At 70.8% G+C, this 20,311-nt stretch carries 17 protein-coding genes; 11 read left to right on the top strand and 6 right to left on the bottom strand.

Annotation, left to right across the window (positions count from 1 at the left end; translation table 11 throughout):
• Nucleotides 1-12 precede the first annotated feature (12 nt).
• Nucleotides 13-1,212, bottom strand: coding sequence for an MFS transporter (locus tag LR394_RS33035; RefSeq protein ID WP_231448552.1), 1,200 nt, complete (start codon nt 1,210-1,212; stop codon nt 13-15).
• 115 nt (nt 1,213-1,327) lie between these two features.
• On the opposite strand from LR394_RS33035, the gene LR394_RS33030 reads away from it, so the two are divergent.
• Entirely contained in the window at nt 1,328-2,608 is a 1,281-nt protein-coding gene (locus LR394_RS33030; protein ID WP_231448551.1) for an ATP-grasp domain-containing protein, read from the top strand.
• On the opposite strand, the gene LR394_RS33025 is transcribed toward LR394_RS33030, so the two are convergent.
• Nucleotides 2,575-3,363: a phytanoyl-CoA dioxygenase family protein gene (locus LR394_RS33025; protein ID WP_231448550.1), complete on the bottom strand. Its 789-nt coding sequence runs from the start codon at nt 3,361-3,363 to the stop codon at nt 2,575-2,577. The genes LR394_RS33030 and LR394_RS33025 overlap by 34 nt on opposite strands.
• Before the next feature lie 317 nt (nt 3,364-3,680).
• Here LR394_RS33025 and LR394_RS43365 point away from each other — a divergent pair, with 317 nt between their 5' ends.
• The 8 genes from LR394_RS43365 (at nt 3,681) to LR394_RS32985 (ending at nt 14,752) form a co-directional block, all read left to right on the top strand.
• The gene (locus tag LR394_RS43365; protein WP_231448549.1) at nt 3,681-5,048 is read left to right on the top strand and encodes an SUMF1/EgtB/PvdO family nonheme iron enzyme; all 1,368 of its coding nucleotides are present in this window, start codon (nt 3,681-3,683) and stop codon (nt 5,046-5,048) included.
• Nucleotides 5,048-6,451: an MBL fold metallo-hydrolase gene (locus LR394_RS33015; protein ID WP_231448548.1), complete on the top strand. Its 1,404-nt coding sequence runs from the start codon at nt 5,048-5,050 to the stop codon at nt 6,449-6,451. The genes LR394_RS43365 and LR394_RS33015 overlap by 1 nt, the downstream gene beginning before the upstream one ends.
• Entirely contained in the window at nt 6,448-7,461 is a 1,014-nt protein-coding gene (locus tag LR394_RS33010; RefSeq protein ID WP_231448547.1) for an alpha/beta hydrolase-fold protein, read from the top strand. Before LR394_RS33015 ends, LR394_RS33010 begins: the two co-directional genes overlap by 4 nt.
• Before the next feature lie 8 nt (nt 7,462-7,469).
• Complete coding sequence (locus LR394_RS33005; protein WP_231448546.1) at nt 7,470-10,337, top strand: asparagine synthetase B family protein; 2,868 nt, start codon at nt 7,470-7,472, stop codon at nt 10,335-10,337.
• A complete protein-coding gene (locus LR394_RS33000) occupies nt 10,334-11,746 on the top strand; it encodes an aldehyde dehydrogenase family protein (protein ID WP_231448545.1) in 1,413 nt (470 codons plus the stop codon). The genes LR394_RS33005 and LR394_RS33000 overlap by 4 nt, the downstream gene beginning before the upstream one ends.
• 3 nt (nt 11,747-11,749) lie before the next feature.
• A complete protein-coding gene (locus tag LR394_RS32995) occupies nt 11,750-12,814 on the top strand; it encodes a threonine aldolase family protein (RefSeq protein WP_231448544.1) in 1,065 nt (354 codons plus the stop codon).
• Nucleotides 12,814-13,269 carry a pyridoxamine 5'-phosphate oxidase family protein gene (locus LR394_RS32990; protein ID WP_231448543.1) on the top strand — a complete coding sequence of 152 codons (456 nt, stop codon included), beginning with the start codon at nt 12,814-12,816 and terminating at the stop codon, nt 13,267-13,269. The genes LR394_RS32995 and LR394_RS32990 overlap by 1 nt, the downstream gene beginning before the upstream one ends.
• A 124-nt stretch (nt 13,270-13,393) precedes the next feature.
• Nucleotides 13,394-14,752 (top strand): NDP-hexose 2,3-dehydratase family protein, encoded by a 1,359-nt coding sequence (locus LR394_RS32985; protein WP_231448542.1) that lies wholly within the window; start codon nt 13,394-13,396, stop codon nt 14,750-14,752.
• A gap of 40 nt (nt 14,753-14,792) precedes the next feature.
• Here the strand turns inward: LR394_RS32985 and LR394_RS32980 are convergent, their stop codons facing one another.
• From LR394_RS32980 to LR394_RS32965, 4 genes are read right to left on the bottom strand one after another with little or no spacing between them, the layout of a single operon-like run.
• Nucleotides 14,793-15,776: a Gfo/Idh/MocA family protein gene (locus LR394_RS32980; RefSeq protein ID WP_231448541.1), complete on the bottom strand. Its 984-nt coding sequence runs from the start codon at nt 15,774-15,776 to the stop codon at nt 14,793-14,795.
• Nucleotides 15,773-16,366 carry a dTDP-4-dehydrorhamnose 3,5-epimerase family protein gene (locus LR394_RS32975; protein ID WP_231448540.1) on the bottom strand — a complete coding sequence of 198 codons (594 nt, stop codon included), beginning with the start codon at nt 16,364-16,366 and terminating at the stop codon, nt 15,773-15,775. The genes LR394_RS32980 and LR394_RS32975 overlap by 4 nt, the downstream gene beginning before the upstream one ends.
• 40 nt (nt 16,367-16,406) lie before the next feature.
• A complete protein-coding gene (locus tag LR394_RS32970) occupies nt 16,407-17,192 on the bottom strand; it encodes a class I SAM-dependent methyltransferase (protein ID WP_231448539.1) in 786 nt (261 codons plus the stop codon).
• A gap of 21 nt (nt 17,193-17,213) precedes the next feature.
• On the bottom strand, nt 17,214-18,212 hold the full coding sequence (locus tag LR394_RS32965) for an aldo/keto reductase (RefSeq protein ID WP_231448538.1): 999 nt from the start codon (nt 18,210-18,212) through the stop codon (nt 17,214-17,216).
• Nucleotides 18,213-18,441: 229 nt separating this feature from the next.
• On the opposite strand from LR394_RS32965, the gene LR394_RS32960 reads away from it, so the two are divergent.
• Both LR394_RS32960 and rfbA read left to right on the top strand, forming a co-directional pair.
• A complete protein-coding gene (locus LR394_RS32960; RefSeq protein WP_231448644.1) occupies nt 18,442-19,428 on the top strand; it encodes a methyltransferase in 987 nt (328 codons plus the stop codon).
• Entirely contained in the window at nt 19,425-20,291 is an 867-nt protein-coding gene (gene rfbA, locus LR394_RS32955) for a glucose-1-phosphate thymidylyltransferase RfbA (protein ID WP_231448537.1), read from the top strand. The genes LR394_RS32960 and rfbA overlap by 4 nt, the downstream gene beginning before the upstream one ends.
• Nucleotides 20,292-20,311: the final 20 nt, after the last annotated feature.

The raw sequence follows: 20,311 nt of genomic DNA, 5'->3' as shown, positions 1-20,311 counted from the left end.
ACGTGGGTCCCGTCAGCGGGATCCACGTGACAGCAGCCGTCCGGGAGCGGTTTCCGATCCACTGACAGCGGATACCAGCACCGTGCACGCCACCACGAGCAGTACCGCGGACGTCGGCCCGGCCAGGTCGCTCACCGCGCCCACCCCCACGATCGCGGTGACCACGGCCAGGGGCATGGCGGTGGCTCGCACGGTGACGACGGTAGGGATCTCCTCCGGCGTCGCGGCCGCCAGCAGGCGGTTGTTGAAGTAGACGTAGGCGACCTCGAACAGCACCAGAAACACGGCGTACAACAGCAGGGACGGGACGGTCCGGGCGATCAGGACGGCTCCCACCAGCGGTGGCAACGGCAGCAGGAGCCAGGTGGCGGAGGGCAGTCGGCCCAGGTATTTCTGCACCGGCAGCGCACCCAGCGAACCGGCGAAGATCGCCAGGGAGGACAGCGCGACGAAGATCCCGACCAGTCGCTCGTCGCCGTGGAGCACCTGCAACGGGATCACGGTGACCGCGATGGTGTGAAAACCCTGCCAGAGGGCCACCAGTGAGAACCGGGCGAACAGGGCCAGCAGCACCGGGTTGTGGATGAGCGGGCTCAGGCGATCCTCCGGAGCCTGGTCGGTGGCCGGTTCGACGGCCGGCCCGGGTTCGGGCAGGGCCCGGGCCAGCAGAGCCGAAGTGAGCAGGGTGGCGGCGTTGAGCACCAGCAGCCCACGCAGGGACAGCACTGTGCCGGCCGGGCCGACCAGGGCGGCCCCGACGCTGGTTCCGGTGAGGCGGCCGATCTCGGCGAGGGTGTTGGCCCGGTTGAGCCGGCCGGGGTCGGTGACCAGGCGCAGCAGGACCGAGGTGCCGGAGCGGGTGACGGCCTCGCAGAAGCCGCGTACCAGCAGCGCAGTGGTGGCGCCGACGACGAGGGCGGGGCCGGGCAGCGCGATCGCGGCCAGGGTGAGGGCCAGGCTGCAGATCTCGGCCGTGCGGATCAGCCGGCGGGCCGAGTGCTGGGTCAGCAGTCGCTGCAGCGGGCGGGCCAGGAGCAGGGCCGGCAGCCAGGGGGCACTGAGCACGGCGCCGGCCAGCAGCCCGGAGCCGGTGTCCGAGCCGACCTGCGTGGAAAGGGCGACCAGCACCAGGAAACTTCCGCTGGTGTTGCTGAAGAGCAGCAGGGGAACGAGATACGGCGAGCGCTGCAGCGGGGTGACAAGTGAGGTCATGGCATCCGGTTTCTGCGAGGGCACGGGTTCGCGGAAGGGGCTGCGGGCGGCCTGAGTTCAGGCCGCCGTCACCGAGCACTCGAAAGGACCGGTGCCGGTCGCTTATGTTGCTCGTATGCCTGACGCTACCGGGGACCGTCCGTGTGTGGTCGTGGTGGATGCCTATGCGGCCGTCCGATCGCTTGTCCTGGCTTTTCGGCAACGAGGGTTCGACTGCGTGCGGGTGCAGTCCACGATCGGGGTGCCCCCGGTGTACCGGTCCGCCCTGCCGGTGGCCAGCGACTTCGTGGCCGACATCCAGCACGAGGGCGACGTGGCCGCGACGGTGGCCGCCGTGCGGGCGTTCGCGCCGGTGGCGGTGGTGCCCGGCGGAGAGGTCGGCGTCGAGTTCGCTGATCTGCTGGCCGATTCGCTGGGGTTACCCGGCAACGGCACGGCGCTGAGCGCTGCCCGGCGGGACAAGTACCTCATGGTGCAGACCTTGCATGCAGCGGGAGTGCATGCGGGCCGGCAGTTGCGGGTCACCGACGCCCAGGAACTGGAGATGTGGCACCGGCGGCTCGGTGGGCGGGTGGTGATCAAGCCGCTGCGCAGCTCGGGCAGCCAGGGTGTGCACTTTTGTGACTCGCCCGAGGAGTCGGTGGCCGCGTACCGAGGACTGATCGGTGAACTCGACGTTTTCGCGCAGCCCAATCGTGCGGTGGTGGCCCAGGAATACCTGTCCGGCACCGAGTACATGGTCAACACCGTCAGTCGGGACGGCCGGCACCAGGTGTGCGACGTCTGGCGCACCGACCGGATCAGCGCCAACGGGATCGTGGACCTGTGCGACGCGCTGGTGCTGGTGCCCTCGCCCGACCAGGTCGTACCGGCGCTGGAGAAATACGCTTTCGAGGTGCTGGACGCGATGGGGATCCAGCACGGACCGGCTCACCTGGAGGTCAGGCTCACGCCCGAGGGTCCGTGCCTGGTGGAGATCGGGGCCCGGATCGCCGGTGGGGGTATCCCGGCCACGGCTGGTCTCGGCATCGGGGAGTCGCAGCTGGAATGGACGGTCGACGCCTACACGGACCCGGAGCGGTTTCGGCAGCGGGTCGGCACCGGCTACGCCCTGCAGCGCCACTGCGCCATCGCCGGGATGGTCTCGCCGGTGGAAGGGACCCTGCGGGAGTACCAGGGACTGGACGAGATCCGTTCTCTGGAGAGCTTTCACGCGCTGGCCCTCTTGGTCGAGCCGGGCGGTCGTCTGTCGGTGACGGTGAACGACCTGACCTTTCCGGTGCTGGTCACACTGGTACATCCGCTGCGGTCGGTGGTGGAGCGGGATCTGAACACCATCCGGCACCTCGACGGCCGGGCGTTCTACGCCCTGGTCCAGGCCGGGCGCGGCACCTGATACACGAAACTGACCGCGGTACGTGGTTCGGAGGCGGTGAGGTTGGGGGCTGATCGGTGCAGCACCATACCGTCGAACAGCACCGCTGAGCCCGGGGCCAGGGGCAGCGAAAGCGCCTGGTCCTGAACGGCCGTGCCCTCAAGTTCGACGTGCGGCTCGACCGCCTGCTGCGCCGCCGGCTGACCAGGCCCGCGCTCCGGATCGCCGACGTGCGGCAGCAGGCCCTTACGGTGTGAGCCGGGGATGAACTGCAGGCAGCCGTTGCGCGTGGTCGCCGGTTCCACGGCGATCCACACGGTCAGGACGCTGCTGGTGTCCAGGTCGAAACCGGTTGGAGCGAAGGCCATGTCCTGGTGCCACGGCTTCTCCGAACCCACCAGCGGGGGTTTGGCCCACAGAAATGCGTTGACCAGCCGGCCCGGTGTACCGGCCACCGCCGCGACCGGGCCCTCGGCCAAGCCCAGCGACTGCTGGATGTCGTCGAATGCGGTCACGTGCTGGTGGATTCGGCTGGCCGAGCGCAGCACACCGGCCAGGGGCGGCTGGTCCTGCTGCCAGGCGGCCCAGCCCCCGATCCCGGCGGCCTCCAGCACGAAGTCGTCGCTGGAGGCGGTGAGCGTGCCGGCCCGGGCCTGCAGTTCACCGACCGCGGCCCGCAGCTGCTGCAGGTGCGCGAGTCCGAGCAGGCCCGGCAGAGCGGCGAATCCGTCTCGGATCATGCTCCCGCGCAGATCGGCCGATGTGTCGATGCTCATCCGGAATCTCCCTGGCTCGCCGGTGCGGGTCGCGGTTCCTGAACGAAAGTACCCGCTCGGGCGTTCATCTCGTACCGTTGCCGCAACCGGGTTGCGCTGCTTAAGCTCTCGCTCTGTGTGCCGGTCGGCTCACATCTGTCACCTCCACGGGAAGGAGTGATCGAACATGTCTGACGGCGACTTCATGGACACGCGGGACGAGGACCAGGACACCACCAAGTGGTAGTTCGCCGGTCCGCGCGACCGATGTGACTGAACAGTGCCGCCCGTGCGGAGGTGAACTCCGTGCGGGCGGTGCCCGGACGAAGGAGATGCGCGTGGTTGGACACCGGGTGGCCCCGGCCGGCGAGATCCCCGCCGAACTGCTGCAGATCGACGACTCCCACGACGAGCGTTACTGGGCCTCGATCCAGGCGGTGATCGAGCTCGGGCGCCGCCAGGCCTCCGGTCCGGCCGGGCTGGAGCTGCTGCGCTCGCTGGTGGTGGCGCATCCGCAGTGGCCGGTGCGAGCGGCGGCGGTGCGTCTGCTGGCCGAGCACCACGCCGCCGACGCGCGGGCTCAGGAGGCGATCGCCGCGGGCACCCACGACACCGTGGACTGGGTGGCCTTCACCGCGCTGAAAACCATCTCCCAGTACCGGATCCGGGTGGCCGTGCCGGACCTGATCCGGATCTCCGGCTGGCCCAGCAACTTCACCCGGCCCGACTTCACCCGCAAACCGGTCGGTTGCGGGGCGGCCCTGACCAAGCAGGCCCTGATCGCCGTGTTCGGCACCCGCGACCCGCAGGAGCTGCGCCGGCTGGAGGACGAGTACTTCTCCGGGATGCGCGAGCAGCTGGAACGAGCCCGCACCCGGGCGCCCCGCTTCGGCGACACGGTGCTGGTGCCGCAGGGGCCGGCGGTGATCGGTGCGGACGGTGTCGATCCCGGCCCGTTCCGGATGACCCAGGACGAGGGCTCACGGATCGTGGACGTGGCGGCCTTCCTGATCGACCGGACCACGGTCACCAACGCCCGCTACCGCCAGTTCCTCGAAGAGGTCGACGGCAGCGGTGAGTTCGATCATCCGGACCAGCCGCTCGAGCGCTCCCACCGGCCGGTGCACGGGCACGACCCGCGCTTCAACGCCGACCAGGCGCCGGTGGTCGGGATCGACTGGTACGACGCCTGGGCCTTCGCGAACTGGGCCGGCGGGCGTCTGCCCAGCGAGGTGCAGTGGGAGAAGGCGGCCCGCGGCCCGGACGGCCGCCGCTTCCCGTGGGGCGAGGACTGGGACCCGGCCCGGGTCAACTACGTCGAGCGCTCCTTCGGCCGCGAGGTCTCGGACCTGGAAGAGCTGGAGGGCCTGCTGGTGACCATCACCTCCGACAGCGTCCCCGCCCGGCCGGTGCTGCCGGCCGACGCGCTGCCCGAGGGGGCCAGCCCGTACGGCGCGCTGCAGATGTCCGGCAACGTCTGGGAACTCACCCGGACCAACTTCTACACCGGCCAGGACATGGACCCGTTCTTCCGCGGACGTCACCCGCTGGAGTTCATGAACCGCAAGGACGCCTTCCACGTGCTGCGCGGCGGGACCTGGACCTCCCCGCAGACCTGCCTGACCACGTTCTACCGCGGCAAGGACCTGATCACCGACCGGCACAACGAGGTCGGATTCCGCTGTGTCTACGAGGTGAGGGACTGATGCGCCTGACGTCGCTGGGGCACGCCGCGGTGCTGGTCGAGACCGGCCACGAGCGCATCCTTTTCGATCCCTGGCTCACCCAGCGCCTGGACCGGTTCTGGGAGCACCATCCGGCGCTGCCCGCCCCGCTGGTGGACGAGGTGCTGGAGGGTGGGGTGGACCACGTGGTCTTCAGCCACCACCACTTCGACCACCACCATTTCCCCTCCCTGCTGCGGCTGGGGGAGGACAGCGAGGTCGACTTCGACGACAGCCCGCACCGTACCGCCGACATCACCTGCATCTACCCGACGGGTGCGCTGCCCCCACGGCTGACCGCCTCCGGGCTCGGCCACCAGGCCATCGCCTGGACCCTGCGCCGGTTCGGCTTCGAGCAGCTGCGGCCGGTCCGCCCGGGCGAGACCGTCGTACTGGAAGGGGCCACCCTGCGGACGTTTCCCTCCGCGGTGCCCTTCCCCGAGATGAGCGTGCTGGTCAGCACCCCCGAGGCCAGTGTGCTGCTGTGCGGCGACTCGATCCTGCACGAGAGCACGGTGCAGGCGTTCGCCCAGCCCGACGCCCCGCGGGTGGACGCGCTGTTCCTGCCCGCCCACAGCGTGTCTCCGCCGGGGGTGCTCACCGAGCGGCGGCCGGTGGGCGACGCGGAGGCGGTGCGGGCCCGGGCCCAGGCCACGTTCGAGCGGTACGTGCAGGCGATCCCGGCCGCCGTCACCATCCCCTCGTCTTTCGGGTGGCGGGTGAGCGCGGAGACCGGCCCGGAGTACGACTGGTGCAACCACGCGATGTTCCCGTTCACGCCGGTCGAGGCCCGGCAACGGCTGCAGGAACTGCAGCGCGAGGGACTGCTGTGGGGGCCGGGGCAGGTTCTTCAGGTGGGCCCGGGAAGCGTGGAACGGGTTGACGGGCCGGTCGGCCCGCAGGCCTACGACTTCGAGAAGGTCTACGCCGAGGTGGCTCTGGACCCGCAGATCGAGGTACCGGCCTTCGACCCCGCCGTCGACCGGGTGGGCCGGCAGTCCCGCGGCGCCGAGGACCTGCTGGCCGACCTGCTGCAACGCCTGGTGGCCACCGACTTCTGGTACCGCGCCCTGGACGCCGGGGCCGGCGGCCACGTGATCTCGCTGTACGAGGACGACGGGGAACAGACGTCCTTCCTGCTGGATCCGGTGGCCGCGCGGATCACCCGCTGCGGGTCCGGTCCCGCCCGCGAACACCTCACCGGCACCGAGAGCTGGACCGAGATCGCGGCCAGCACCCTGGAAGCCCTGCTGCACGACGAGCTGCTCTACGGCAGTTCGTTCACCCTCTGGGCCAGCGACAGCAACCTGCTCTCGGCCGTCTTCCACCACCCGGCCCACTACACCCGTCACGTGCAGCGCTTCCTGAAGGCCGCCGGACGGTGAGCGCCGGCGAGATGCTGCTGGTGGAGCACGAGAGCGAGTGCCTGCGCCACAACCCGCTGGGCGATCCGTTCCGGCGCACCGTCGAGGTCCACCTGCCGCCGGGCTACGACGAGTCCCGCAGCTACCCGGTCGTCTACTGGCTCAGCGGGTTCGGGGCCCGCCCCACCCTGGCCACCCGTCCCTACGCCTTCGGCTCCGCCCCGATCCGGCGGCTGCACCAGGCGATGCTCGAGGGAAGCGTCCCGGCCGCCCTGCTGGTGGTGCCCGACTGCACCACCGCCTTCGGCGGCTCGCAGTACATCGACTCACCCGGCTGCGGGGCCTACGCGCAGTACCTGGCCGAGGTGGTCGACGTGGTGGACCACCGGTTCGCCACCGTGCCCGGCTGGCGGGCCCGGGCGGTCGCCGGGAAGTCCAGCGGCGGGTACGGGGCGCTGATCGCGGGCATGACGTCACCGCTGTTCGGCTCGGTGCTGGCGCACTCGCCGGACGCCGGGTTCGAGCACTGCTACCTGCCGCTGCTGCCGTCGGTGCTGGACCACCTGGGCGCGGCCGGCGGGCTGGAGCACCTGCTGGCGCAGCGCGAGAGCGGCCCGCACGACGCGTCCTTCATGGTGGCGATGAGCCTGGTGGCGATGGGCGTGTGTTACTCCTCCCGGGCCGGGCTGACGGCCGGGCAGGCGTTCGTCTGCGATCCGGTCACCGGCCGTTTCCGCGACGAGGTCTGGCAGCAGTGGCTGCGGCACGACCCGGTGCGGATGGTCGCCGACCACGTGCACGCCCTGTCGTCGCTGGCGCTGCTGCACATCGATGTCGGGCAGCGCGACGAGTACGGGATGCACTGGGGCGCCCGGGCTCTGCACGCCACCCTGGAGCAGCACGGGCTGCCGCACCGCTACCGCGAGCACGCCGGCGGCCACCACGGCATCGAGCATGTCGTCGTGGAGGCCCTGGCGGCGCTGAAGGAGATCTGGCCGCAGCATCCGGAACCGCTGGCATGTGCGGGATAGCCGGCTTCGTGAGCCTGCAGGGCCCCCACGACCGGTCCTGGTTGCAGGCGCTGGGCCGGGGGATGAACGCGGCCATGGCCCACCGGGGTGAGGGCAGCACCAGCCCGTACGTCAGTGCCGACGCCGGCGTGATGCTGACCAGCGTGCGCCTGGCGGTGCGGGATCGCAGTCCGGCCGGAGACCAGCCGATGACCTCGCCCGACGGGCGCACGGTGCTGGTGCACAACGGGGAGGTGTACTCCTCGCGCGATCCCCGGGCGCCGCAGTGGTCGCCGCGCAGCCCGGGAGACACCGAGTTCGTGCTGCAGCAGATCCACGGCTCGGCCGATCCGGCCGCGGCGCTGCGCGCGCTGTCCGGCATGTTCGCGCTGGCCTGGCACGACACCGTCACCGGGCAGGTGGTGCTGGCCCGCGACCACTTCGGGGTCAAGCCGCTGGTCTACAGCCACACCGAGGGCGGCATCCTGTTCGCCTCCGAACCCCAGGCCCTGCTCAGCACCGGTCTGGTCGGCGCCGAGGTCGACCCCGCCGAGTTCGTGCTGCGCTCCTGGGTGCGGATGGACGCCGCCGACGAGCACAGCTGGCTGCGCGACGTCCGGGTTCTTCCCCCGGCCCAGTACCTCAGCATCACCGCGCCCCGCCTGCACACACGACGGTTCTGGAGCATCGAGCCACAGGACACCCCGGTCGGCGCCGAGGAGATCCGCGCGGCCTTCGACCATGCCCTGCAGGAACGCCGGGCGGCCGACGTGCCCCGGGCGGCCGTGCTCAGCGGCGGCGTGGACAGTACGGCGGTGCTGGCGGGCCTGCGCGCGGCCGGGGAACCGGTACAGGCCTACGTGGTGCGCTACCAGGATGGCATCGGCGGCTCGGGCGAGGACGCGCGGCACGCCCAGGAGGTCGCCGAGCTCCTGGACACCCCGCTGACCGTCTGCGACCTGGACCGCCGCACCGCCGCCGACCTGGTGAGCGTGCTGCCCGGCCGGCTGATGCGCCCGCTGCTGCACGGCGCCGAACTGGCCATGTACCAGCTCTACCGCAGCATCAGCGCCGACGGGAACGTCGTCGTGTACTCCGGGCACGGAGCCGACGAACTGTGGGGCTACCAGGACGGTGGCTACTTCCCGATCGTCGACCCGGCCGCCCCCACGCACCTGCACGCCCGGCACTACCTCACCCACCACCTGCACGCGCGCGAGCGCCCGGTGTGGGCCCAGCTGATCGGCTGGCTGGCCCGGCAGCTCGACGTGAACCTGGGCGAGGTGCACGAGCAGGTCTGGGAGCGGGTGCTGGCCGAGTACCGTTCGCTGCCGGCCCTCGACCCGCTCAAGCGCGGCCGCCATCACCTGCTGCGACGCTTCCTGGTCTACGTCAACGACATGGTGGACGCCACGTCCAGCAGCTTCACGCTGGAGGACCGGCCGGTGTTCCAGGACGTCACGCTGGCCGAGCTGGCCTTCCGTGCCCCCGAGCACCTGAAGTACTCGCAGCAGCCGGGAAGCCACAAGGACCTGCTGAAGTCGGCCCTGGACGACCTGCTGCCCGCCTCGGTGCGCGCCCGCCCCAAGCAGGGCTTTCCCTCGCCGACCGATCCGCGCTACCTGGACCTGCTCGCGCAGCAGGCCGACGAGCTGGGGATGCCGTTCGGCCTGCCGCCCCTGCCCGCCCAGCTGCGCCGGCGCCTGGGCGTGGGGGAGTGGATGTTCCTCGCCTCCAGTTCCGCCTGGCTCGCCGACCTGGCCCGGCCCACCACCCACCCCGCCGCAGGAGGCCTGATGACCGCCAGCCACCCCACCTGGCAGTGGAACACGCTCACCGATGCCCAGGAGATGGACCCTCAGCCGGCCCGGATGCCCGAGGCCGAGGCTCAGGAATGGTGCAACTTCGTTCTCTGGCAACCGACTTCGCTGCCGGACGGGTGCAACGAGGTGATCGGCACCCTGCGGCGGGAGGCACCGCCCGGGCGGACCGAGCACACCGCCGGCCGCACGCCGTGGAGCGCCGCCAACCCCAGTGCCTACCGCACCGAGATCAGCGGCGGCGGCCGACGGCTGCGGCTGAAGCAGTTCCTGTACGACTGGGCCTTCCCGGCCGTGGACCACCCCTGCCTGTGGGGCAGCCCCACCCGGGCCGTACCGATCGGTGAGGGACGCGTCGTGTGGCTGGGCACCGACTACCTGGGCCACCCGGGAGCCGGCGCCCGCATGGCCCGCACCACCGTGGAGATGTCCGTCCTGAAAGGCAGTTTCGGCGACGACGAGATCCGCGAGCTGTTCGCGGGCCTGCGCCCGGCGCAGGAGCCGGTACCGGCCCGGGTCCTGGCCACCCCGTTCCACGAGCTCAGCTACTGGGCCCGCTACCCGGTGGACATGGTGTCGGTGCCGACCGGCGTGTTCGTGATGGAACGCAAAGGACGCTCGCACGAGGGTGAGTGGGTGGCCACGGCCCAGGTGCCCCGGTTCGTCTCCGGTCAGGGCCTGCCGACGTCGGTGGGCGGGTTCCGGGTGCAGAGCGCGGCAACCTTCGGCGACGCCGGGGGCGCTCGCGAACTCGAGATCGTGTACCTCAGCGACACCGGCGCCGAGCTGCGGCTGCTGCTGCAGCGCACCGGCGCCGGACGGCTGCAGTTCCCGCCCCGGCCCGAGAAGCACCCGGCGCATCGCGAGGTGGCCCAGATCGGCGGGCGCACCGTGCATCTGGGCTACGTGGACCGCGACTTCGGCGCCTGCGAAGCGGTGTGGCGGCACCCGGACGGGTACGACCTGCGGCTGCTCGCGAGCGCGGGTGCCGGTCTCGGGCGCGACGGTTTCGCCGAGACGGTGGGCCGCCTCGACAGTGCGTTGCGGCTGGCCGGTCACGAGGAGGTCCTGGCGTGACGCGCTCGCAGCAGCAGGCCCGGGCGGTGCTCGATCCGGCTACCGGCAGCGTGGTGGAGCACCTGCCCGACACCACGGCGGCGGGTGTCGACGAGACGCTCAAGCGCGCCCGGGCGGCCTACGAAGACACGTGGAGCCGGACCACGCCCACCCAGCGGCACGACCGGCTGCGGGCACTCGCCGATCTGGTGCGGGCCGAGCGGGTGTCCTTCGCCGAGCTGGAGCAGAGCAACACCGGCAAGCCCACGGCCCGGGCGTTCGGCGAGGTGGACTTCGCGGTGCGGGTCCTCGACTGGTTCGCCGCGGCGAGTCTGTACCCCCAGGGGCAGACCCACCCCGCCGGCCCCGGGATGCGCGTGTACTCCGACCGCGTGCCGGTCGGCGTGGTGGCGGCCATCTGCCCGAACAACTACCCCCTGCTCCTTGCCACCTGGAAGCTCGCTGCCGCCCTGGCCTACGGCAACACTGTGGTGGTCAAACCGGCTCCGGAGACGCCCTTGTCGATCCATCGGCTGGTCGAGAGGGCCGAGACGGTGCTGCCCCCGGACGTGCTGAGTGCCGTCTACGGCGGCACCGAGGTCGCGCAGGCTCTGTGCGACCACCCGGGTACCGACATGGTCTCCTTCACCGGATCGACCAGAGCCGGCCGGGAAGTCGCCCACCGCTGCGCCGAGGCGATCAAACCCGTGTCGCTGGAACTGGGCGGCAAGAGCCCGGTGGTGGTCTTCGCAGACGCCGACCTGGAGGGCGCCGCCCGCGCGGTGGTGAACGCCTTCACCGGCAACACCGGGCAGATGTGCGTGGCCGGGACGCGTCTGGTGGTCGAGGAGCCGATCCACGAGCAGTTCGTGACCCGGGTGGCCGAACTTGCCGGCGCCCTACGGCCCGGGCGGCCGCGCGACGCGGAGACCGACCTGGGTCCGTTGATCACGCAAGCCGCCCTCGAGCGCACGGCCGAGATCGTCGAGGAGGCCGAGGCGTCGGGAGCGCGCATCGTGCTGCCCGCATCCGCGACGGGGGTTCGGCACGAGCTGGACGGTGGCTTCTTCGTCAACCCGGTGATCGTGGACCACGTGCCGACCTCGGCACGCGCCTGGCGGGAGGAGATCTTCGCCCCGGTGCTGTCGGTGGCCACCTTCACCAGCGAGGCCCAGGCCCTGAACCTGGCCCACGACACCGCCTACGGCCTGTCCGCCTCGGTCTGGAGCACCGACACCGAACGGGTGGAACGATTCGTGCGAGCGTTCCGGGCCGGCCTGGTGTGGGCCAACACCTGGGGAGACACCGAGGAGAGCGTCAGCGTGTCCGGGCTGGGCCAGTCCGGCTACGGGCGAGAACTGGGCCTGCACGCGGTCGAGGGCTACACCCGGGCCCGGGCCGTGTGGGTGGCCCACCGGCCGGGCGGCTGAGCAATGGCCGATTCGCCGCCCTGCCTGGACTTTCGCAGCGACACCCGAACCCTGCCCGACCCGGCGATGCGCTCGGCCATGGCCTCCGCTCAGGTCGGCGACGACGTCTACGGAGACGACCCCACCGTCATCCGCCTGGAGACGGCCGGAGCGGAGTTGCTCGGCACGCAGAAGGCACTCCTGACCCCCACCGCCACGATGGCCAACCTCCTCGCCGTACGTACCCACGCGAGCAACGGTGCGGGCGATCGGGCGCCCCGGGCCATCGTCGGGGAGCACAGCCACATGGGCTTCCTCGAAGCCGAGGGGCTGCAGAGCTTCGGCGGCATCGACCTGCAGACCTGCGAGCAGGACGAGGACGGGGTGCCCGACCAGGAACACCTGCAAAAGCAATTGCGTAAGGACGCGGGTCGGCCCACGGTGGTCGGTCTGGAGAACACCGCGATGATGCACGCCGGCAACGCCATCACCCTGGAACAGACACAGGCCCTGGCCGAGCAGGTGCACGAACACAGCGCCCACCTGCACCTGGACGGCGCCCGCCTGTCCAACGCTGCAGTGGCGCTCGGCTGCCCACCCGCCGCGTTGGCCGGGCCGGCCGACAGCGTCACCTTCGCGCTGTCCAAAGGGCTGGGCGCTCCGGCCGGGGCCCTGCTGTGCGGGAGCGAGGAATTCGTCGAGCAGGCCCGACGGCTCCGGGCCTGGCTGGGCGGCACGATGCACCAAAGCGGGGTTCTGGCCGCGCCGGCTCTGCGGGCCCTGGGCCGCCTGCCCGACCTGGCCGTGGACCACGCCACCGCCGCCCAGCTGCGGGCCGAGGTCAGCCACGTACCCGGGGCCCAGGTGCTGCGCTCGCGGCATCCCACGAACCTGGTCATGGTGCGACTCGCGGGCCTGACCTCCCCGGAGTGCAGCGCTCGGCTGAGTGAGCACGGCGTTCGCGTACTGTCCCTTCCCACCGGGTACGTACGTTTCGTGCTGCACCGCTCGCACGGAGTCGAGAGCGTACGCCGGGCCGCGCAGGCACTGCGGTCGGTGGCCCAGACGAGCGGAGTTACGGAGGCATAATGAGTCAGGCCCCACCCCGTGAGCACGACCAGCGGGTGAAGGACACCTTGGCCAAGTTCGAGAACGAGATCGACCTGTGGGTGGCCTCCTCGGACGCCACGCACGGGCCCTACCTGATCCCGCTGTCCTTCTTCTGGGACGGTGCCGGTTTCCTGGTCTCGACTCCCCGCAACTCCGTCACCGGCCGGAATCTGCTGGCCAACGGCCGGGTGCGGCTGGGAGTGGGGCAGGTGCGGGACGTGGTGATGGTCGACGGGGTGGTGCGGGCGCTGCCGGCTCCTGGGCCCACCAAGGCTGTGGGGGACGCGTTCGCGGCCAAGGCCGGGTTCGACCCCCGGGCGCAGAAGGAGCCCTACCCGTTCTTCCACATCCGTCCTCAGCGGATCCAGGCCTGGCGTGAGGTGAACGAGATCGCCGGCCGGGACCTGATGCGCGACGGAGCCTGGCTTCCGTGAGGTTGCGGCACTGAAAAGTATTGCCTCCGGCGCAACCTGGGCATTGTCGAAGGTGCCGGTCGCGGCTGGCCCGCCTCAGGATGGGAGTGACCTGCCGCCGACCGGAACGGAGCGCTGATCGACCGTGACCACGCCCACTGTGCTCAAGCCCCGCTCCGGCCGGGCCGTCGGTGACCGCCTGGCCCGATCGGCCCGGGCCGGCGAGGGGATCGGGATGCCGAGCGAGCAGGTGCCCGCCTGGCTCGAGGCCCGCCGCAGGGCGGTCGGTGCCCAGGTCCGCCGGATTCCCTTCGCCGAGCTCGACCAGTGGTCGTTCGAGCCCGGCAGCTCGAACCTCCGGCACCACAGCGGCCGGTTCTTCACCGTCGAGGGCCTGGACGTGCGCGGCCCGCAGTCCTCGTGGCAGCAGCCCATCATCGTGCAGCCGGAGATCGGCATCCTGGGCATCCTGGCCAAGGAGTTCGACGGGGTGCTGCACTTCCTGATGCAGGCCAAGATGGAGCCCGGCAACCCCAACCTGGTGCAGCTCTCGCCCACCGTCCAGGCCACCCGCAGCAACTACACCAAGGCGCACGGCGGCACGAACGTGCGCTATCTGGAGCACTTCCTGCAGGCCGGGCCGCACCAGGTGATCACCGACGTGCTGCAGTCCGAACACGGCTCCTGGTTCTACCGCAAGCGCAACCGCAACCTGATCGTCGAGGTGAGCGGGGACGTCCCCTTGCTGGGTGAGGATTTCGGCTGGTTCACCCTGGGTCAGCTGAAAGCCCTGCTGCAGCAGGACAACGTGGTGAACATGGACGCTCGCACCGTGCTGGCCAGTGCCCCGCTGGGGGTCGACGGGCAGCAGGCGCTCTCCTCCGACACCGAGGTGATGTCGTGGTTCACCGGAGAACGCAGCCGGCTCACCCTGGACGCACACCTGCGGCCCCTGGACGGGATCGAGGGGTGGCTGCGGGACTCGCACAGCATCCATCGGGGCGACCACCGGTTCTTCCGGGTGGTGGCCGTGGCGGTGGAGGGAGCCGGGCGTGAGGTGGCCGGCTGGAGCCAGCCGCTGATCGAGCCGGTGGCCCCGGGCGTGGTCGGCTTCGCCTGGCGCAGCTTCGGCGGGGTGGGCCACGTGCTGGTGAACGCGCGGGCTGAGGGCGGATTTCTGGACACCGCCGAACTGGGGCCCACGGTGCAGTGCGTCCCAGCCAACTACACCCGTCTGCCGGCGTCCGAACGTCCTCGCTTTCTGGATCTTTTCGAGAACCCGGACGCCGGGCGGATTCGGTACTCGGCGATGCACTCCGAAGAGGGCGGACGCTTCCTGAACGCCGAAAGTCGCTACCTCATCGTCGAGACCGACGAGTCGAGCACGCCGGCCCAGGCCCCGCCGGGGTATCGCTGGGTCACACCGGCGCAGCTGAGCCTGCTAGCCGGGCACAGCCGCTACGTCAATGTGCAGGCCCGATCGCTGCTGTCGGTTCTGAGGTAGACCCGAGGGGACGGCACCGGTGCCGAAAAGCACCGGTGCCTCAGGCGTCTACCATCTGGGCTTGCCGTTGGACCTGCTCGATCAACCGCGCCTGCGCGATCAGGTCCTCACCACAGCCGTCCGGATCTGTTCCCTGCCGGACCGAGGCCGCGAAAGACTGCGCGATGTTGCGGAACTGGTGGTCCGGTTCCAAGGTCAGCTCTTCGGTCTGGGCCGGTTGCTCCAGCCGGATCACGGGTTTCAGATCCGGGGGAGGGGTGAAGGCGCGATCCAGGCTCAGCCGGCCGCTGCTGCCCCACAGGCTGTAGCCCGAACGGTATGCGTGCTCGAACCCGAAAGACAGCTCGGCGCTGATCCCTTCGGGCGTGGTGAGCAGCACGTGCCCGGCCACGTCGACTCCGGTGACCGGGTCGCGGCGCAGGACCGCCCCGAGTACCTGCAGCGAGCCGCCCAGGAAGTACGAGGCCGCCCGCAGCGGGTACACGCCCACGTCCAGCAGCGCACCGCCGCCCAGGGACGGGTTGTAGCGCACGTCCTGCGCCGGCAGCTGCGGGATGCCGAAGCTGGCGCTGAAGACCTGCAGCCGGCCGATCCTTCCGGCGGCCAGCAGGTCCCGCACCGCCCGGTGCTGGTGGTGGTGCAGGAACATGAAGTTCTCGGTCAGCCGCAGGTTCTGCGACCGGGCCTGCTGCACCAGCTGCTCGGCGACGGCCTGCTCGCCGGTCAGCGGCTTCTCCGACAGCACATGCTTGCCGGCCGCCAGGGCCCGTGCCGCCCAGTGCGCGTGCAGACCCGAGGGCAGCGGGATGTAGACGGCCTCCACATCGTCGCGGGCCAGAAGGGCGTCGTAGCCGACCACGCCCGCGCAGCCGAACCGGGTGGCGAACTGCACCGCCCGGTCGGCGTCCCGGCTGGCCACCGCCACGATCTCGATCTGCCTGGTCTCCTGCATGGCCGGCAGCATCCGCCGCAACGCAATGCTCGCGCACCCGAGCACCCCGACCCGAACGGCCGGGGCGCTCATGCCCGGACCGGGACCGGCGGGCACTGCTCGAACGTGGGCAGGCGACCACTGGCGGCGACCTGGGCCAGCGTGGGGGCCGCCGCGTCCTTGTCCGAACGGATCGGCTCCTGGGTCAGACCCCAGGGAAGGGCAAGTTCCGGGTCCAGCGCGTCGATCTCGATCATCGTGCCCGGCACGTACTCGGCCGAGCAGAGGTAGCACATCGAGGTGTCGTCGCTCAGGGCTAGGAAGGCGTGCCCGATCCCGTCCGGCAGGAACACTGCGGTACCCGACCCGGCGCTCTGCTCGGTGACCTCGTACTGCCCGAACGTGGGCGAGCCCAGGCGGATGTCGACCGCGATGTCCAGCGCCCGGCCCCGCACACAGGTTACGAACTTGCCCTGCCCGGGCGGTACCGTCGTGCCGTGGATGCCGCGCAGGGTGTTCTTGCGCGAGACCGAGAAGTTCACCTGCCGCACGATCAGGTCCCAGCCGCTGGCGGCCCGTAGGTCGCTGCTCTTGACCGCCTCGAAGAAGGTGCCCCGGCGGTCAGGGAACGGCTCCGGATCGACCCGGTAGGCCCCGGCGATCGACATCTCGGTGAACCGCATCAGTACCCCTCACTCTTCTGGCTCTTCGCAGGGCTGCCCATCAGGAGTTCCAGCGCAGGTAGATCACCGGGGGCTCGCGTCCGTCGATCTTCTCCAGCCGCACCTGCGACAGGTCCAGCACCTCGCGCAGGGCGGCCGTCTCGCCCGGCCACTTGGGGTGCGCCAGTTCGTCGAAGGCCACGATCGAGCCCTTGGCCAGGTACGGCGTGATCATCCGCAGCACGTCGCGGGTGGGCTCGTACAGGTCCAGGTCGAAGTAGGCCAAGGCGATCACGGTGTGCGGGTTCTCCTCCAGGTAGCGCGGCACGCTCTCGCGCACGTCACCCTGCACGACGAAGCTGCGCTGCACGTGGCCCAGATGCTCACCCAGTTCGTGGGCGCGCAGCACCTCGCGCAGATGCTGCGGGTACTCCTCGCTGGTGCGGAAACGGCCCACCACGGCGCTGGGGCTCACCTCGTCCACCCGGTTGATGTCGGGGAAACCGGTGAAGGTGTCGAAACCGATGATCCGGCGCAGGGAGTTCTGCGGCTCGTAGATGCCCCGCAGCGCGGTGAACGCGGCCAGATGACGGCCGTGCAGCACCCCGAACTCCATGATCACCCCGGGCACCTCGCGCACCTGCCGGTACAGCGCGTCCATCGTCAGCAGGTCGCTGAGCTGGCCCCGGCGCAGGTAGACGGGCAGGTTGTCGATCAGGTACTCCGGCGGGACCGGGCTCTCGCGCAGCAGTTCGGTGAGCTGCTCGCGCGACTCCCGCTCGGCCGTCGACTCGTGCGGGACGATCAGCGGATCGGTGTACCTAGGGCTGGTGGGGCTCTCGGTCATCCTGCTCTCCCTCCGGTGGCCTCAGCCGATCCAGGCGTCCGGAGCGGGAAAACCGCGTCCGGGAGCCGGGAACAGCGATTCCAGCTGACTTGCCAGGTCTTCGCTCAGGGGTTCTTGCCAGGCCCGCAGTGCATCGTCGATGTGCTCGGTGGTGCGCGGCCCGATGATGGCGCCGCTCACTTCAGGCCGCGACAGCACCCAGGCCAGCCCGGCCTGGGCCGGCGGCCGTCCGGCTTCGTGGCACACCTTCTCGTACTCGGCGATCTGGTCCCGGTGCTGCGCCAGGGCGCTTGCCGAACGACCCTGGGCGGACTTCACCGCCTCGCCCGCGGCCTGCTTGGCCAGCACTCCGGAGAGCAGCCCGCTGTGCAGGGGCGACCAGACCAGCACCCCGATGCCGTAGGCCTCGGCCGCGGGCAGGATCTCCAGTTCGGGCTCGCGGGTGGCCAGGTTGTACAGGCACTGCTCCGAGGCCAGCGAGGTCACCCCGCGTCGGCGCGCGCTCTCCTGAGCGGCCGCCAGGTCCCAGCCCGCGCAGTTGGAGGACCCGACGTAGCGGACCTTGCCCTGCTGGACGAGAAGCTCCATGGCCTGCCAGATCTCGTCCCAGGCGACGCTGCGGTCGACGTGGTGGATCTGGAACAGGTCGATCCAGTCGGTCTGCAGCCGCCGCAGCGAGGCCTCGCAGGACCGCACGATGTTGCGCAGCGACAGCCCCGAGTCGTTCGGCACATCGCTCATCGGCAGGCCGACCTTGGTCGAGACGATCACGTCGTCGCGGCGGGACCCGCGGGCGGCCCAGCGCCCGATCACCTCTTCGGTCCAGCCCTTGTACACCCGCCAGCCGTACACGCTCGCGGTGTCCACGAGGTTGATGCCCCGCTCGTGGGCGTGATCGAGCAGGCGGTGGGCCTGCGCCTCGTCGAGACGGCCGCCGAAGTTCACGGTTCCCAGGCCCAGCCGGCTCACCAGCAGTCCGGTGCGTCCGAGCCTGACGTGCAAGTCCGTGGACCCGGACAAGCGCAGCTCCCTTCCTCCGGCCGGCGCCGCAGCCTTCCGGGCGACATCCTGGTACGGGCCAGGGCGGGAAGTCTTCTTCCAGGTTGCCCGCCGCAAGAAGGCTTCTACCGCAGGCAATGTCGAAGGTGCCGGGAGGATGTGGCCTGGCTAGCCTTCGAGTCGTGGCGGGGGTCAGCATCCGACGCCAGACCAGACCGAACTCTGAGTGTGGAGGTAGTCCGTGCCGGACATGCCGGGCAAGGCGAATGTCGCAGCGTTGAGCGACCTGGCAACTCCCTGGAGCCTGCGCGTGGTGGCCACGCTGGGCGTCGCCGAGCAGATGGCCGGCGGGATCGAGGAGGTCGGCGAGCTCGCCACCAAGACCGGCAGTGACGCCGAGTCGCTGGCGCGGGTGCTGCGGCACCTGGTCGGTCAGGGGGTCTTCGAGGAACCCGGTGAGGGACGCTTCCGGCTGAACGAGGCGGCGCGGGTGCTGCTGGAACCCGGCCCGCTGCGGGGTTTTGACCTCGATGGCCACGGCGGCCGGATCGCCGGGGCCTGGAGCGGACTGCTGTCCGCCGTCCGTACCGGAAAGCCGACCTACGAAACCGTTTACGGACGTCCGTTCTGGGAGGATCTGGAGGCGAACCCTCAGCTCGCCGCCAGTTACGACTCCCTGATGGGGTACGAGGGTGCGGGAGTGCCGGACCCGGACGTGCTGCTGCACGACGACTGGAGTTCGGTGCGGCGCGTGGTGGACGTCGGTGGTGGGACCGGGGGGATGCTCGCCGAGATCCTCAAGGCGCACCCCCACGTGCAGGGCACCCTGGTGGACCTGCCGCGCACGGTCGAGCGCTCCGGCGAGATCTTCGAGGCCGCCGGAGTGGCCGACCGGGTGCAGGTGAGCGGGCAGAGTTTCTTCGACCCGCTGCCGCCCGGCGGCGACGTGTACCTGCTGGCCCGCGTGCTGCTCGACTGGTCCGACGAGCCGGCCACACAACTGCTGCGCGGCTGCGCCGAGGCCGCTGCCCCGAACGGCCGGGTGGTGGTGGTCGGAGGCGTCTCGGCCGGTGCCGCCGCCAGCCGGGCCGGGCTGCTGCTGATGGTCCTCAACGGCGGCCGGACCAGGAACTTCACCCAGTTCACGGCGATGGCCGCGGCCGCCGGGCTGAAGGTCACCGCCTCGGGGGAGAACGCCCGGGGGCGCTTCGTGGTCGAGGCCACCCCGCAGTCGTGAAGGGGATCATCCTGGCCGGGGGCCACGGCACCCGGCTGCACCCGGTCACCCTCGCGCTGTCGAAACAGCTGCTGCCGGTGTACGACAAGCCGATGATCCACTACCCGCTGTCGGTGCTGATGCTGGCCGGGATCACCGACATCCAGATCATCACCGCGCCGCGCGACCGGGCCACCTTCGAGGGCCTGCTGGGCGACGGCTCGTCGCTGGGGCTGCGGCTGAGCTACGCGCAGCAGGAGCACCCGCGCGGCCTGGCCGACGCGTTCCTGGTCTCGGCCGACCACGTGGGTGACGACTCGGTGGCCCTGATCCTGGGGGACAACATCTTTCACGGCGCCGGGTTCGCCGGCCTGCTGCAGTCGCTGGCCCGTGACGTGCAGGGCTGTGTGCTGTTCGGGCATCCGGTGCGCGATCCGGAGCGCTACGGCGTGGGCGAGGTGGACGAGTTCGGCAACCTGGTCTCGCTCGAGGAGAAACCGCTCAAGCCCCGCTCCAACCTGGCGGTCACCGGGCTGTACTACTACGACAACCAGGTGCTGGAGATCGCCCGGGGGCTGCGGCCTTCCGAGCGTGGTGAACTGGAGATCACCGACGTCAACCGCGTGTACCTGGAGCAGGGCCGGGCCCGCCTGGTACAGCTGGGGCGGGGTTTCGTCTGGCTGGACACAGGCACCCACGACGCCCTGATGCAGGCCGGGCAGTACGTGCAGGTGCTGCACCAGCGCCAGGGCGTGCGGATCGCCTGCCTGGAGGAGATCGCCTGGCGGATGGGCTACATCGACCAGGACGAGTGTTTCAGCCTGGGCGCCCGCCTGGCCAAGTCGCCCTACGGGCAGTACATCATGGACGTCGCCCAGGCCTGAGGCCGGGCCCTTGCGGAAAA

The organism is Kineosporia babensis, assembly GCF_021129305.1.
In the GTDB taxonomy this organism is placed as follows: domain Bacteria; phylum Actinomycetota; class Actinomycetes; order Actinomycetales; family Kineosporiaceae; genus Kineosporia; species Kineosporia babensis.
This window is presented reverse-complemented; position numbering and strand designations above follow the sequence as displayed.

Coding starts and splice junctions, on each gene's coding strand:
- LR394_RS32970 (WP_231448539.1), bottom strand. CDS start 17,192: ATGACCGAGAGCCCCACCAGCCCTAGGTACACCGATCCGCTGATCGTC.
- LR394_RS33015 (WP_231448548.1), top strand. CDS start 5,048: ATGCGCCTGACGTCGCTGGGGCACGCCGCGGTGCTGGTCGAGACCGGC.
- LR394_RS32990 (WP_231448543.1), top strand. CDS start 12,814: ATGAGTCAGGCCCCACCCCGTGAGCACGACCAGCGGGTGAAGGACACC.
- LR394_RS32960 (WP_231448644.1), top strand. CDS start 18,442: ATGCCGGGCAAGGCGAATGTCGCAGCGTTGAGCGACCTGGCAACTCCC.
- LR394_RS32975 (WP_231448540.1), bottom strand. CDS start 16,366: ATGCGGTTCACCGAGATGTCGATCGCCGGGGCCTACCGGGTCGATCCG.
- LR394_RS33025 (WP_231448550.1), bottom strand. CDS start 3,363: ATGAGCATCGACACATCGGCCGATCTGCGCGGGAGCATGATCCGAGAC.
- LR394_RS32980 (WP_231448541.1), bottom strand. CDS start 15,776: ATGAGCGCCCCGGCCGTTCGGGTCGGGGTGCTCGGGTGCGCGAGCATT.
- LR394_RS33035 (WP_231448552.1), bottom strand. CDS start 1,212: ATGACCTCACTTGTCACCCCGCTGCAGCGCTCGCCGTATCTCGTTCCC.
- LR394_RS32995 (WP_231448544.1), top strand. CDS start 11,750: ATGGCCGATTCGCCGCCCTGCCTGGACTTTCGCAGCGACACCCGAACC.
- LR394_RS33030 (WP_231448551.1), top strand. CDS start 1,328: ATGCCTGACGCTACCGGGGACCGTCCGTGTGTGGTCGTGGTGGATGCC.